The sequence below is a fragment of the Arthrobacter sp. KBS0702 genome (assembly GCF_005937985.2).
Lineage (GTDB): Bacteria > Actinomycetota > Actinomycetes > Actinomycetales > Micrococcaceae > Arthrobacter.
On the sequence record NZ_CP042172.1, the window covers coordinates 3,410,845 to 3,423,405 of the forward strand.

The following is a 12,561-nucleotide window of genomic DNA, read 5'->3' on the forward strand; positions in this document are numbered from 1 at the left end:
TGCCTCTCAGGCGTTCTGGGGTTCTGGAGCGGGGAGTTCGGTGGCCAGCTGCTCCCGCAGCCGGAAGTGCTGGAGTTTCCCGCTGGGGTTCCGGGGCAGCGCGTCGACGAAGTTCACCTGCCGCGGGTACTTGTACGGGGCGATGGCCTGCTTGACGAAGTCCTGGATTTCCTTGCGCTTCGCGTCGTCGGCCGGCACCCCCTCGCGGAGCACGATGAAGGCGCAGACCAGGCTGCCGCGCTCCGGGTCGGGCCGGCCGACGACGGCGTTCTCCACCACGTCCGGGTGCTGGTCGATCGCCGCCTCCACCTCGGGCGCGCCGATGTTGTAGCCGGAGGAGACGATCATGTTGTCCGAGCGGGCCTGGTAGTAGAAGTAGCCGTCGCCGTCGCGGCGGAAGGTGTCGCCGGTGACGTTCCAGCCGTTGACCACGTAGTCCGCCTGCCGGGAATCGTTGAGGTAGCGGCAGCCGGTGGGCCCGATCACGGCGAGCCGGCCAACGGCGTCCTCGCCCAGTTCCCGGCCGTCCTCGTCCAGGATGGTGGCGCGGTAGCCGGGGATGGCCGTCCCGGTGGCGCCGTCGCGGATGTCCTCGCCGGCGGCCGAAATGAAGACGTGCAGCATCTCGGTCGCGCCGATGCCGTTGATCAGTTTCAGCCCGGTCCGTTCGTGCACGGCGTGCCAGGTTTCGACGGGCAGGTGCTCGCCGGCGGACACGGCGGTGCGGAGCGTGGCCAGCAGTCCTTCCGCGCGTTCCTTGAGGATGGCCTTGTAGGCGGTCGGGGCGGTGAACAGGATGGTGGCCTTCGCGTTGTGCACGGCCTGGGCCAGTTCCACCGGGGTGGTGCGCTCGGTCAGCAGCGCTGACGCGCCGAAGCGCAGCGGAAACACCACGAGCCCGCCGAGGCCGAAGGTGAAGGCCAGCGGGGGTGAGCCCGCGAACACGTCCTCCGCGGTGGGCTTGAGGATGTGCCGGGCGAAGGTGTCCGCATTGGCGAGGATGTCGCGGTGGAAGTGCATGGTGATCTTCGGCGTGCCGGTAGTCCCAGAGGTCGGGCCCAGCAACGCGACGTCGTCCGCCGCCGTCGGGACGGCGTCGAACTCTCCGCTCTTGGCGGCGCACCGCGCAGTGAGGTCCGTGCCGGTGCTGCCCCCCATGGCCAGCACCGGCACGTCGTTTCCGGCAGCCTGGGCCAGATCGTCCAGGAACCGGTGGTCGCACAGGGCGGCGGCCGGCCGGGTCAGCTTGAGCAGCGTCCTAAGCTCCTTGGCGCGCAGGGCCGGCATCACGGTGACGACGACGGCGCCGGCCTTCAGCGCGCCGAGCCAGGCCGCGACGAGCCACGGATTGTTCGGCGAGCGCAGCATCACGCGGTTGCCGGGGACGATTCCGAGGTCCTCCACGAGGACCTGCGCCGCCTGGTTGGCGTGGCGCTGCAGCTCCCCGTAGCTCCAGACCGTGCCGTCCGGGGTGAGCAGGGCCGGGCGGTCCGCGCCGAAGCGGCGGACGGCGTCGTCGATCAGCACGCTGGCGGCGTTGAGCTGCTGCGGGTACTGCAGCTCCGGGAGGGTGAACTCCAGTGTGGGCCACTGCTCTGCCGGCGGCAGATTGTCACGCGCAAAGCTGTCCTGGTGCGCCGAGGGCGTCAGTTCCATTCCATGCCTTTCATATCGTCATTGATAGGTGGCGGGTCATCGATTGCTCCGGAGCGGCCGTTTTGACCGTCCAAAAGGGCACCTACGGAGCCGTCGACATCCGGATCATGCCTTCCTGGACCACGGTGGCCAGCAGCCGGCCGCCCGGGTCGTAGAAGTGCCCCTGCGCCAGGCCGCGGCTGGCCTGGGCGGACACGGCTTCCTGAACGTAGAGCAGCCAGTCATCCACCCGCCCCTCACGGTGGAACCACATGGCGTGGTCGAGGCTGGCCGTAACCAGGCCCGGATCCCCCCACGCGTAGCCGTGGACCCGGAGCACGGGTTCGAGGATGGTGTAGTCGCAAACGTAGGCCAGGGCCGCCCGCTGCAGGTCCGGATCGTCCGGCAGCCGGTCGAAGGCCTTCACCCAGACGGCCTGGTGCGGCACCTGTTCCCCCTCGACGCTGAGGTAGACGGCGCCGGGGACGTGCCGCATGTCGAAACTGCGCCCGCCGGACCAGTAGGCCGCGGCGTCGCCGTCGACGCCCTCGAGCACGTCCGCGGAGGACGGCAGCGACTCCGGAGCCGGGATGCCGGCCGGCATGGCCCGGGCGAATTCCTCGCCGGCTTCCTCCGCGTGGAAGGAGGCCATGGCCACATAGACGGTCTTCCCGCCCTGGTACGCACGGACCTGCCGGGTGGAATAGCCCCGACCGTCGCGCAGCCGCTCCACCTCGTAACGGACCTCGGCACCGATGTCCGCCGGACGCATGAAGTAGCTGTGCATCGAGTGCAGCGACCGGTCCTCCCCCACCGAGCGCATCGCGGCGGCTGCGGCCTGGGCCACCATGTCCCCGCCGTAGGCCTTGGGCCAGGGCACATACTGCGTTGTGGCGGTGTAGGCCTCGTCGAGGAACTCCGGCTCGGCCGGCGTCAGCTCGAGGGCGGACAGCAGGATTTCCGAGGTGGGGCTCATACCCGGCGGTACCCTTCCAGCGTGGCGTCGTCGACGTCGTCGAGGTTCACCACGATGTTCTCCGGGGTGCGCGCGGTCAGCCAGACGAGTTCCTCGGTGACGCTCATGTTGGCTTCCACGTGCGGCATGTACGGCGGGACGAAGACCCAATCGCCTTCGGTCATGTCGATGAATTCCTTGTAGTCCTCGCCGAAGTAGATCCGGCCGTGGCCGCGCAGCACGTAGCCGCCGGTCTCTGCCTCGCCGTGGTGGTGCGGGAAGGAGCGGTAGCCGGGTTCGTTGCTGACCTGGCCGTACCAAATCTTGGTAGCAGGGGTGTGCTGCGTGCTGACGCCGGAGACCCGGACGGCGCCGCCGGACTGGCCGGTGTCGCGGTGCTCCTCACCCTTGCGGGTGACGACCGGGACAACTTTTTCCGTGATCTGTTCAGTCATGCTGGTTCCTCTCAGGTGTTCGGTCAGAACTTGACGGGGTTGGTGAGCCGTCCAATGCCTTCGATCTCGGTGGTGACGACGTCGCCATCGTTCAGGTAGCGCGGCGGTACGGCCCCCATTCCGACTCCGCCGGGGGTGCCAGTGAGCACCACGTCGCCGGGACGGAGCCGGGTGAAGGTGGAAATGTAGGCAAGCAGGGCGGCGGCGGAGAAGACGAGGGTTTTGGTGTTGCCGTTCTGGACTTCCACGCCGTTGACCAGGCAGCGGACGCGCACCCCGGCCTCCGGGTCGCATTCCTCCGGTGTTACGAGCACGGGCCCCAGCGGGGTGGAGCGGTCAAACGCCTTGCCCTGGAACCACTGCAGGGTGCGGTTCTGCCAGTCGCGCAGCGAGATGTCGTTGGCCGCGGTGTAGCCGGCGATCGAGGCGGCTGCCTCGGCTTCGGTCGCGTTCCGGAGCGGGGCCCCGACGACGACGGCGAGTTCCGCCTCCCAGTCGACCTTGGCGCCGTGACCGGTGAGGTCGATGGTCTCGTCGTCGCCGATCAGGGTGTCCGCGTACTTGGCGAACAAGGTGGGGTATTCGGGCAGCTCCCGGCCCATCTCCTGGATGTGGTCGGCGTAGTTCAGGCCGCAGCAGATGACTTTGCCCGGCCGGGGCAGCGGCGCGGCGAAGCGGGCGGCGCTGACCGGGATGAAGCCGCCCGGAAGCGCGGCCGAGGCGGCAGCCGCTGCCTGCTCCCGCCAGTCCGGGCTTTCGAGCAGCTCGTTGAGGTCCCGGGCGCCAAGCATGATGAAGCGGTCTCCCGCCTGCACGGCGGCCCGGGTGGCGAAGCCTCCGGGGCCGTCGCCCGCCCCGGTGATGAGGGTCGCAAGTCGCATGGTTCAGTACTTCCGGCTCGACGGCGGAACCGGCCTCGTTGCCGGTCCCGGTGGCGATCGCTTAGACGCCCCTGACGGGGTATGTCGACATTTTTACGGTCGTCACATATGCTCAACTTAACATGGTTTCGCCGGTTTGAATAGACCGGTTTTCGAACCCCGACTCAATGAGGAGCGCCATGAACCACAAGGTCATCAACCCCGCCGCACTTGCCAAGCCCTCCGGATTCGCCCATGGCGTCCTGGCCGGGAACACCGTGTACCTGGGCGGTCAGACGGCCATGGACGGCAACGGCGACATTGTCCCCGGCGGCATCGTTGAGCAGTTCCGGCAGTGCTTCTCCAACGTCCTGACCACCCTCGCCGAGGCCGGCGGAATGCCCTCGGACCTGGTGAACGTGACTATCTACCTGACGGACGTTGAGGACTACCAGAAGAACGGCCGGGAGATCGGGCGGATCTGGCGCGAGATGGCCGGCACCGACTACCCCGCGATGGCCGGCGTCGGCGTGACGCGCCTGTGGCAGCCCGAAGCCCTGATCGAGATCCAGGCCATCGCGGTCGTGGCCGGGCAGGGCTAGGAGCGAGCGGCCGCCGGCCCCAGCAGCCGCTCGGCGTGCTGGCGGGCCGGGCCGCTGAGGAGCCGGTGCAGCTCCGCAAAGATCCGTTCCGCGGTGAGCCCGTGCCAGCCCGCCGGGAGGAACTCCTCCGGCAGGCCCGGATCCAGGTACGGCAGCCGGCGCCACTGCGTGAGCAGCTGGACATAGTCGACAAAGGCGGCCCGGTCCGCGTCCGGGCCCGGTTGCGGCGCCTCCGGCGATTCCCAGCGCTCCAGCACCGGCGCGAAACGCTCGACGAACTCCGTGTAGAGCTCCTCCAGCGCCGGCAGGTCCCACCACTGCGAGACCTTGTCCCGGACCTGGCCCCCGGTCAGGTGCTCGGCCGCGAAGAACTCCACGTACTCCGTCAGGCCGGCCCGTTCCAGCTGGTGCCGGATTTCCTCGTAGGTGTTGCCAGGGGCGATCCACAGGCCCGGCGTCACGGAGCCGAAGCCCATCCGGGTCAGGGTGCTGCGCAGCTGGTGCCGGAGGTGGCGCTGCGACTCGGGGACGGAAAAGGCAATCAGCAGCCAGCGGTCGGCCGCCGTCGCCCGCCGCGGCGAGAAGATTCGGCGGTCGCCTTCCTGGAACACGTCCTCCAGCTTCGGCGCGAGCCGGTAGGCGGCCACCCCGCCCTGCTTTACGCTCTCCAGCACGCCCCGGCGCTTCAGCCGCGAGACGGAGGACCGCACGCCGGAGGACTCGACGCCGAGGTCATCCAGCATGGAAATCAGCACCGAAACCGGGAGGATCCCGCCGTTGGCACGCCCGTACAGCCCGTAGATGGTCACGATCAGTTGCTGGTGCCGTGGCGTCTGGCGGGGCGCGGCAGCCCCGGGGGCCGCATCCCCGGCCGCGGAGAACAGTTCCGGCGCGGATTCTTCTACCACCGGCAGCCTTCCCTGGAGAGAACAGTCATGGCTCTAGGCTATAGACCTCCGCCGCTGCCGGGGCCAGGACGCACCAAACGACCGGCTGCGCCGCGCCCGGCGCCGGTCCGGGCCCGGCTACTGTTTCCCCATGAACAATCGTTTGGGCTGGCACCAACTGCCCGGCCGGGTCCGCTCCGCGGTCGAGGCCATCCTCGGCAGTCCGGTGGTGTCGGCCGACTCGCAGAGCGGCGGCTACTCCCCCGGCAGCGCCGACCGGGTGCTGACCAAAGCCGGTGGCCGCTTCTTCGTCAAGGCGGTCGGCAGCGAGCCCAATCCGGATTCGCCGGGGCTCCACCGTCGGGAGGCCCGGGTGATGGAACTGCTTCCCGCCCACCTTCCGGTGCCGAAGCTGGCGGGGGTGTACGACGACGGCGACTGGGTCGCCGTCGTCCTGGCCGATGTCGAGGGCCGGCATCCCCGGCTCTCGGGTTCCGAGCTCCACCGCGTGCTCGACGCGGTGGACCTGCTCGCCGCGGCCGCCGACGCGCTGCGGGGTGACCAGCTGGTCCACGTCGACCTGCGGGCCGACAACATCCTGCTCACGGGGGACGGCGGCGCCATATTGGTGGATTGGCCGTGGGCGGCCCGAGGGGCATCCTGGTTCGATGCGCTTACTGTGCTGGTCGACGCGCGCGTCGGCGACCCGGGGGGCGACACGGAGGCGGCTCTGCGGCAACACCGCGCCTTTGCGGGAGCGCCCGATGAGCACATCGACGCCGCCCAGGGAGCGCCGCGGCGGACGGCGGGGACTCGGCGTCGCTGTTCTGGGAAGTCCCCCGGCTGGGGTAAGGTAAGTTTCGTTGTTCCGCAGGAGCGGCCCAGGATCCTGGACCATCCCGCTGCGGCTGTAGCTCAATGGTAGAGCGCTAGCTTCCCAAGCTTGATACGCGGGTTCGATTCCCGTCAGCCGCTCCAGTTCTCCCCCTGCCTGTCCCGCATGCCTGTCCCGCCCCGGGGCCGGTTAGGTGGCTACCTGTATCGTCAGAAGTCAGGAACCTCTTCGGTTCCGCTACAGGAGCAATCATGGCTGACAAATCCCCCCGTCAAGCAGCATCCAAAAAATCCGCCAAGTCCATCAAGGAAAAGCGCGCCGACAAGAGGGCCGCGGCAGCCCCGCCCAGCTCCCTCGACAAAGTGACCGCAGCCAAGACGGCGAGCCCCAAAAAGAAGTGACCGGTTCCCCGAACCACCTCACCCTCGGCGTCCTCGCCGGCACGCGGAAGCCGGACGAGCGCCGCCTTCCCATCCACCCGCGCCACTTTGAACGCATCGCCCCGGAGCTCAGGCAGCAGCTGATCCTGGAAGAAGGCTATGGCGAGCGCTCTGGCGTTTCGGACGCCCACTTGGCCGGCCTCGTGGGCGGCATCGTGCCGCGGGCCCGGCTCCTGGCCGACGCCGACGTCGTCCTCCTCCCCAAGCCGCAGCCCGCGGACCTGGCCGAGCTTCGCGACGGGCAGGTCCTCTGGGGCTGGCCGCACTGCGTCCAGGACACGGCGATCACCCAGCTGGCGATCGACAAGAAACTCACCCTGATCGCCTTCGAGGCGATGAACCACTGGGCCAGCGACGGCGGCTTCGGCCTGCACGTCTTCCACAAGAACAACGAGCTCGCAGGCTACTGCTCCGTGTTGCACGCCCTGGCCCTCACGGGCACCACCGGCGACTACGGCCGCCGGCTCAGTGCCGTGGTCATCGGCTTCGGTGCCACCGCCCGCGGAGCGGTGACCGCGCTCAACGCCCACGGCATCCACGACGTTCAGGTGCTGACCAACCGCGGCGTCGCGGCGGTGGGTTCACCGATCCACTCGGTGCGGATCGCGCAGTTCGACCACGACAGCAAGGCGCCGTTCCTGAGCGAGGTCATCACCGACCGCGGCAGGGTTCCGCTGGCGCCCTTCCTCGCGGAGAGTGACATCGTGGTCAACTGCACCCTGCAGGATCCCAATGCCCCGCTGACCTACCTGCGCACTGAGGACCTGGCTGCCTTCCGGCCCGGCAGCCTGATCGTGGATGTGTCCTGCGATGAGGGGATGGGCTTCAGCTGGGCGAAGACCACCACCTTCGCCGAGCCGATGTTCACGGTGGGCGACCACATCGACTACTACGCGGTGGACCACAGCCCGTCCTACCTCTGGAACTCCGCCAGCTGGGAGATCAGTGAGGCGCTGCTGCCGTTCCTGGAGACGGTGCTCGCCGGACCCGCGGCCTGGGACGGCAACGAAACCATCCGCCGGGCCATCGAAATCCGCGACGGCGTGGTGCTCAACCCGGATGTGCTGGAGTTCCAGCACCGGCAGCCGGACTACCCGCACCTGCCGGTGGCCGGCTAGCGACTGTCCTTTTCGGTGCGGAAAGCTAGGCGGCGACAATCCGCAGCAGCCGACGGCGGTCCTTAAGGTCCACCTTCAGCATCAGCTGGCCGCGCCGGGCCAGCACGACGGCGACCGCCGTCGCGGCAAGCGCCGGCACCCCGCCGGAAACCAGGATCGCCGTGTGCGGATCCAGATGCTCGGCCAGCGAGCCCATCAGTGGGCCGCCGATTGCCTGGCCGCCGATCAGCACCATGATGTACAGGCTCATCACCCGGCCGCGGATCCCCAGATTGGCACTGACCTGCACCAACTGGTTGGCGGCGGTAAGGAACATCAGGCACCAGAAGCCGGCCAGCACCATGGCCACGCCGAACCATTCCATCGAGGGAGCCGCGGCGGCCAGGCAGAGCATCAGTCCGTACATCCCGGCGCCCAACACCACGGAGCGCAGCCGGAGCTGGCGCCGCCGAGCGGAGGTGATGGCCCCGGCCAGCGCCCCGAGCGCCACCAGGGCGTTGAGCAGGCCGTAGCCGCTGGCCCCGGCGTCGTACACATGGTCGGCGAAGGCCGCCAGCAGTACCGGCAGGCTCATCGCGAACACCGCGACGAAGCCGGCCATCAGCCAGGGCCAGTAGATCGTGGGTTTGCCTAGGGCGTACCGCAGCCCTTCCCTGAGCATGCCCTTCCGTTTGGCGGCGGGCAGCGTGAGGTGCAACTCGTCCTTGCGCAGGACCAGCAGCATGGTCACCGTGGAGCAGCACGCGACGGCGTTGGCGGCGAACGCCCAGCCTGCCCCGACCGCGCCCAGCAGCACACCGGCGAAAGCCGGGCCGATCAGGCCGCCGAGCTGGAAGATCGTGGAGTTTACGCTGATGGCGTTGCGCAGGTAGGCCGGGCCCACCAGTTCGTTGACGAAGACCTGCCGGGCCGGCTGGTCCAGCACCGTGACCAGGCCCAGCGTCAGGGCGATCGCGTAAACGTGCCAGACCTCGATCCGCTGGCTCAGCGCCAGACCCGCAAGGAGCGCCGCCAGCACGGCGGCGACGGACTGGCACAGCATGAGGATCCTGCGCTTGGCGAAACGGTCCGCCATCATGCCCGCCCAGGGGCCCAGGAACAGCGAGGGCAGGAACTGAAGGGCCACGGTGACGCCGACGGCGGTGACGGAGCCGGAGAGCTGGAGGACCAGCCAGTCCTGCGCGATGCGCTGCATCCAGAGCGCCACCACGGCGATGAAGTGTCCAATCGCGAAGATCCGGAAGTTGCGGACCTTGAGGGAAATGAAGGTGTGCCGCCAGGGCAGCCGCTCGCTGACGACGCCGATCGGCTGCGTGGTGGGCGGGGTGGTCGGGGGCAGAGTGACCTGCCGGAGTTGTTCGTGCTGCGGGTCGGCGGCCTGGAAAGGCGGAGGGGGTGCCACGGAAAGTCCTCAAGGGAGCGGGTCAACGGGGTCGCCTTAACGCTATGCTGGCCCGAAACGATCATGGAAGGCGATTCTGCATATAACTAGCATCACGAATCGCAATGCAGGGCTAGGTCAGAGCGGTGCCTACTAAATTCGTTAGGTAGCGGAGTTATCGGTGGCCGAAATCGCTTCACGGAGACCCGCCGGCCCCTCGACCGGAAAGGCAGCCGCCCCGCGGAGCGCCGAACCCGGAACCCAAGACTCAACCACTTGCACTTGCTGGACCTCGCCCGAGACGACGTGCGCAGTCGCCAGCAAGCAGAATGACTCTTTTCCGGCGACCGCACGTGAGCTAAGTTTCACGTTTTCGTGAAGCATCGCCCGGGCGGCAATCAGGCATCCATGTGTATTGGAACCAATGAGCAATGTGACGTGTTGCTTGCTGGAGAATGGATTCGGCAGCCTAATAACAAGCCCGAAGTCTGCAATCGGGGCAGTGACTCCTCGCTCATCGACTGTGGTTTCGGCCTGAAATCTGCGTCCGTCAGCCAGAACGATGGCATGCCCGTCAAACTCAACTCCCGCGTCCAGGCGCGACAACAAAATTCTGGTGACATTGTTGTGGACCGGACCGCCAATGACAATGAGATTTCGATTCCAGCTTGTTGAGGGAAAAGTACCCGACAGCCTCGTGCGGCATTCCACCTTCAGCATGTTTGTGAGATACGAAGACACCTCACCTCCCGCGATCGCTTCGCTAGGAAAAACTAGTGAAGAATTCTCCCGGGGAGAACTTTCCGGCGCAGTCGTGAGGACCAACTCCACCCGCTTCTCGCGCAGGACGCCCCACAGTTGTCCGGCGGGGCGCGTTTTGGTCCAACGACTCCAAGCCCGGCGAGCCAAGAGTCCAAAAACAAACGCAATGGCCCCGGAGAAAAGATTTCCGGAGACGCCGCTTAAAATTTCGTCAATCATTCATTGCCCCGCCCGCCAGTTGACCGTTGTCGATGACGATTATTTCGCCTCGCAGGTCTTCATTGGAGCTCATCCTAACCAGTTGCTCCGCAACTTCCGGTGCATTGAGCAGCCTACCGCCGGGAATTGACCGTTGCAGCCTTTCGAAATGCCCCGGCTCCGCCTCATGTAATTTGCGGACGCCAGGATGATCGACCGTTCCAAGGACTGCCACGTTCAGGCGGATCCCGGCTGCGGCCAGTTCCGGGGCTAAACCCTTGGTGAATCCGTGCAGGGCCGCCTTACTCGCTGAGTAAATCGGCAGGCCATAGCTGCCGAGCGCATTGATGGACGACGTCAGCAAAATCGAACCGCCTTGCCGGAGAGCCCCCCGGGTTGCCTCAACGACATCGACTGCAGAGAGAAAATTGTCCCTGAACGTTTCGTCGATTAAATCCAGATCCGGTCGGAAGTGTTCTTGAAGTACTTCGCGTGCCAGTGCCCCGCCCGCGACATGGATCACGCAATCGAGGGCAGCTACAGGCACTTCGAAGCTCGGAATGGAATTTCCGTGGCCCAAGTTAGCTTCGATGAATCGACCGCGCCACACCGCACCGGCGGGCTGAGTTCGATCAATGCCCCAGACATCGAAGCCCCTCTTCCGGAGGGCGGCCGCAACCTCGGAGCCGATATAGCCACCGACCCCGGTGACCAGGGCAGTACGGGCAACGTCGTCAATTTCGTAAGGCATGCTGACAGTCTTACATTGCGGGCCCCCGTCGCCAGCACTCCCAGAACGCGCGTCAGTCACATACCAGTTAGGCTGACTCTCAGATTGTGGAAATTTATCTTCCATATGCCAAACATTATGAAATGCACTGCAATGCCGCAGCGCGACCAACATGCCACCCGGGAGGCCGCATGTTTGAACCCGCCCAGCTCCGGTCTTTCCTGGCCGTGGCCGAGACGCTCAGCTTCACGCGCGCGGCCGAGCGCCTGGGCCTGGCGCAGCCGACGGTCAGCCAGCATGTCCGAAAGCTGGAAGCCGCGGCCAGGCGAACCCTGATTGCCCGCGACACCCGCGACGTGCGCCTGACGGACAACGGCGATGCCATGGCGGGCTTCGCGCGCAGTATCCTCGCGGCCCACGATTCCGCGGCCCGCTACTTCTCCGGTTCGGCGATGCGCGGCCGGCTGCGCTTCGGCACGGCGGACGACCTGGCGATCACCGGACTGCCCCGCATTCTGCGCGAGTTCCGCCAGATCTACCCGCAGATCAACCTCGAACTCACGGTGGGCCAGAGCGACCAGCTGTACAAGCGGCTCAACGCCGGCCAGTTGGACCTCGTTTTCGTCAAGTGGGTCGCCGGCGCCAAGGACGGCACCGTGGTGCAGCAGGACTCCTTCGCCTGGGTGGGGCTCGAGCAGACCGCCCTGGACCCTGGCCATCCCGTGCCGCTGATCGCCTACCCGGCCCCCAGTCTCAGCCGGAAGCTGGCCATCGATGCTCTCGAAGCCACCGGCCGCACGTGGCGGATCACCTGCACCACGCGGCAGATCAGCGGGGTGCTCGCCGCCGTCCGCGCCGGCATCGGCGTCGCCGTGATGCCGTCCTCCTTGGTTCCGGAGGACCTGAAAATCATCACCCGGCGTTTCGATCTGCCGAGCGTCGGCGACGTCGACTTCACCTTGATCCGCAATCCGCTGGCCAACACCGAGGTCATCGAGGCCCTCACCCAGACCATCGTGGGACGCGCCCTCAACCGCTCCACCTAGTTCGCGGGCCCGGGGTACCTACGCAGCCGGTACCGCGGTACCTGCCCCCAAAATACTTGGCTGGCCGGGTCAGTACGCGGCCATTGAACGCGAGTGGTACTTGTCCTATCCTGACTGTGTTGAAGGTCAAGCAGAGGCCCGCCACCACGATTTCGACATAACGAACGTTGTCGCTGCTTGCTGCCATACCGCTATGGCGGCAGTCCGCGGGAACTTGTTCGGGATAGGCCAGCAATGACGCCAGCCATAAACCGTCCCCACCCCACCATGGGATCGGGCGCCATGCGGCACGGCCGCCCGTTTACGCCGGCCCGGCCGCTGACGGCGGCGCCGCCGCTCGATACTGTGCCGCATCCGCCCCTGGGCCGCCTCGACCCGCACGCTGCCCCTGTCCGCACCGACGAGGACTACGTGGGCATCCCGTTCTGTGAGCGTTGCGGGACGGATGAGTTTGTCTACCTGGAGTCGTTCGTCCCGGCCAAGCACCGCCGCGACGGCTCGGTCAGCAAACTGGGCGAAGTGGCCTACTTTTGCTCCGGCTGCGAGGATTTCTCCGCACACGCCGTCCCGGCGTCCTGGGTCCCGCCCGGCTGGTACCTGGGCTGAGCGCCCCTTAAACGGCCGTCGCCGCCGTGCCCGCACCTTGCGTGCGGTCAC

14 protein-coding genes and 1 tRNA gene are annotated in these 12,561 nt (G+C 67.2%); 7 read left to right on the forward strand and 8 right to left on the reverse strand.

The features are described from left to right. Positions 1-6: 6 nt before the first annotated feature. The 4 genes from FFF93_RS15760 to FFF93_RS15775 form a co-directional block, all read right to left on the reverse strand. Complete coding sequence (locus tag FFF93_RS15760; protein ID WP_138768083.1) at positions 7-1,656, reverse strand: AMP-binding protein; 1,650 nt, start codon at positions 1,654-1,656, stop codon at positions 7-9. A gap of 82 nt (positions 1,657-1,738) precedes the next feature. Beyond that, positions 1,739-2,611: an acyl-CoA thioesterase II gene (locus FFF93_RS15765; protein ID WP_138768082.1), complete on the reverse strand. Its 873-nt coding sequence runs from the start codon at positions 2,609-2,611 to the stop codon at positions 1,739-1,741. Continuing rightward, entirely contained in the window at positions 2,608-3,045 is a 438-nt protein-coding gene (locus FFF93_RS15770) for a cupin domain-containing protein (RefSeq protein ID WP_138768081.1), read from the reverse strand. The genes FFF93_RS15765 and FFF93_RS15770 overlap by 4 nt, the downstream gene beginning before the upstream one ends. A gap of 23 nt (positions 3,046-3,068) precedes the next feature. After that, positions 3,069-3,926, reverse strand: a complete 858-nt coding sequence (locus tag FFF93_RS15775; RefSeq protein ID WP_138768080.1) for a fumarylacetoacetate hydrolase family protein — start codon at positions 3,924-3,926, stop codon at positions 3,069-3,071. A gap of 179 nt (positions 3,927-4,105) precedes the next feature. Here FFF93_RS15775 and FFF93_RS15780 point away from each other — a divergent pair, with 179 nt between their 5' ends. Then, complete coding sequence (locus FFF93_RS15780; RefSeq protein ID WP_138768079.1) at positions 4,106-4,507, forward strand: RidA family protein; 402 nt, start codon at positions 4,106-4,108, stop codon at positions 4,505-4,507. On the opposite strand, the gene FFF93_RS15785 is transcribed toward FFF93_RS15780, so the two are convergent. After that, positions 4,504-5,415, reverse strand: coding sequence for a PaaX family transcriptional regulator C-terminal domain-containing protein (locus tag FFF93_RS15785; RefSeq protein ID WP_261375191.1), 912 nt, complete (start codon positions 5,413-5,415; stop codon positions 4,504-4,506). The genes FFF93_RS15780 and FFF93_RS15785 overlap by 4 nt on opposite strands. A gap of 130 nt (positions 5,416-5,545) precedes the next feature. On the opposite strand from FFF93_RS15785, the gene FFF93_RS15790 reads away from it, so the two are divergent. The 4 genes from FFF93_RS15790 (at position 5,546) to FFF93_RS15800 (ending at position 7,787) form a co-directional block, all read left to right on the forward strand. After that, positions 5,546-6,319, forward strand: coding sequence for a phosphotransferase (locus FFF93_RS15790; RefSeq protein WP_138768078.1), 774 nt, complete (start codon positions 5,546-5,548; stop codon positions 6,317-6,319). After that, positions 6,299-6,372, forward strand: a tRNA-Gly gene (locus FFF93_RS15795). Before FFF93_RS15790 ends, FFF93_RS15795 begins: the two co-directional genes overlap by 21 nt. Positions 6,373-6,480: 108 nt before the next feature. Continuing rightward, positions 6,481-6,630: a hypothetical protein gene (locus FFF93_RS16995; RefSeq protein WP_186372181.1), complete on the forward strand. Its 150-nt coding sequence runs from the start codon at positions 6,481-6,483 to the stop codon at positions 6,628-6,630. Next, positions 6,627-7,787: a N(5)-(carboxyethyl)ornithine synthase gene (locus tag FFF93_RS15800; RefSeq protein WP_138768077.1), complete on the forward strand. Its 1,161-nt coding sequence runs from the start codon at positions 6,627-6,629 to the stop codon at positions 7,785-7,787. Before FFF93_RS16995 ends, FFF93_RS15800 begins: the two co-directional genes overlap by 4 nt. A gap of 25 nt (positions 7,788-7,812) precedes the next feature. On the opposite strand, the gene FFF93_RS15805 is transcribed toward FFF93_RS15800, so the two are convergent. The 3 genes from FFF93_RS15805 to FFF93_RS15815 all read right to left on the reverse strand — a co-directional run bounded on the left by FFF93_RS15805 (position 7,813) and on the right by FFF93_RS15815 (position 10,879). Then, positions 7,813-9,189, reverse strand: a complete 1,377-nt coding sequence (locus tag FFF93_RS15805) for an MFS transporter (protein ID WP_395858397.1) — start codon at positions 9,187-9,189, stop codon at positions 7,813-7,815. A 141-nt stretch (positions 9,190-9,330) separates the two neighbouring features. Then, on the reverse strand, positions 9,331-10,149 hold the full coding sequence (locus FFF93_RS15810; RefSeq protein WP_138768076.1) for a hypothetical protein: 819 nt from the start codon (positions 10,147-10,149) through the stop codon (positions 9,331-9,333). Beyond that, a complete protein-coding gene (locus tag FFF93_RS15815) occupies positions 10,142-10,879 on the reverse strand; it encodes an SDR family NAD(P)-dependent oxidoreductase (RefSeq protein ID WP_186372182.1) in 738 nt (245 codons plus the stop codon). Before FFF93_RS15815 ends, FFF93_RS15810 begins: the two co-directional genes overlap by 8 nt. A gap of 170 nt (positions 10,880-11,049) precedes the next feature. On the opposite strand from FFF93_RS15815, the gene FFF93_RS15820 reads away from it, so the two are divergent. Together FFF93_RS15820 and FFF93_RS15825 are read left to right on the forward strand one after the other, a co-directional pair. Beyond that, positions 11,050-11,904 (forward strand): LysR substrate-binding domain-containing protein, encoded by an 855-nt coding sequence (locus tag FFF93_RS15820; RefSeq protein ID WP_138768074.1) that lies wholly within the window; start codon positions 11,050-11,052, stop codon positions 11,902-11,904. 234 nt (positions 11,905-12,138) lie between these two features. Then, on the forward strand, positions 12,139-12,510 hold the full coding sequence (locus FFF93_RS15825; protein WP_138768073.1) for a hypothetical protein: 372 nt from the start codon (positions 12,139-12,141) through the stop codon (positions 12,508-12,510). Positions 12,511-12,561 lie beyond the last annotated feature (51 nt).

Coding starts and splice junctions, on each gene's coding strand:
- FFF93_RS15810 (WP_138768076.1), bottom strand. CDS start 10,149: ATGATTGACGAAATTTTAAGCGGCGTCTCCGGAAATCTTTTCTCCGGG.
- FFF93_RS16995 (WP_186372181.1), top strand. CDS start 6,481: ATGGCTGACAAATCCCCCCGTCAAGCAGCATCCAAAAAATCCGCCAAG.
- FFF93_RS15760 (WP_138768083.1), bottom strand. CDS start 1,656: ATGGAACTGACGCCCTCGGCGCACCAGGACAGCTTTGCGCGTGACAAT.
- FFF93_RS15775 (WP_138768080.1), bottom strand. CDS start 3,926: ATGCGACTTGCGACCCTCATCACCGGGGCGGGCGACGGCCCCGGAGGC.
- FFF93_RS15820 (WP_138768074.1), top strand. CDS start 11,050: ATGTTTGAACCCGCCCAGCTCCGGTCTTTCCTGGCCGTGGCCGAGACG.
- FFF93_RS15765 (WP_138768082.1), bottom strand. CDS start 2,611: ATGAGCCCCACCTCGGAAATCCTGCTGTCCGCCCTCGAGCTGACGCCG.
- FFF93_RS15825 (WP_138768073.1), top strand. CDS start 12,139: ATGACGCCAGCCATAAACCGTCCCCACCCCACCATGGGATCGGGCGCC.
- FFF93_RS15815 (WP_186372182.1), bottom strand. CDS start 10,879: ATGCCTTACGAAATTGACGACGTTGCCCGTACTGCCCTGGTCACCGGG.
- FFF93_RS15780 (WP_138768079.1), top strand. CDS start 4,106: ATGAACCACAAGGTCATCAACCCCGCCGCACTTGCCAAGCCCTCCGGA.
- FFF93_RS15790 (WP_138768078.1), top strand. CDS start 5,546: ATGAACAATCGTTTGGGCTGGCACCAACTGCCCGGCCGGGTCCGCTCC.
- FFF93_RS15770 (WP_138768081.1), bottom strand. CDS start 3,045: ATGACTGAACAGATCACGGAAAAAGTTGTCCCGGTCGTCACCCGCAAG.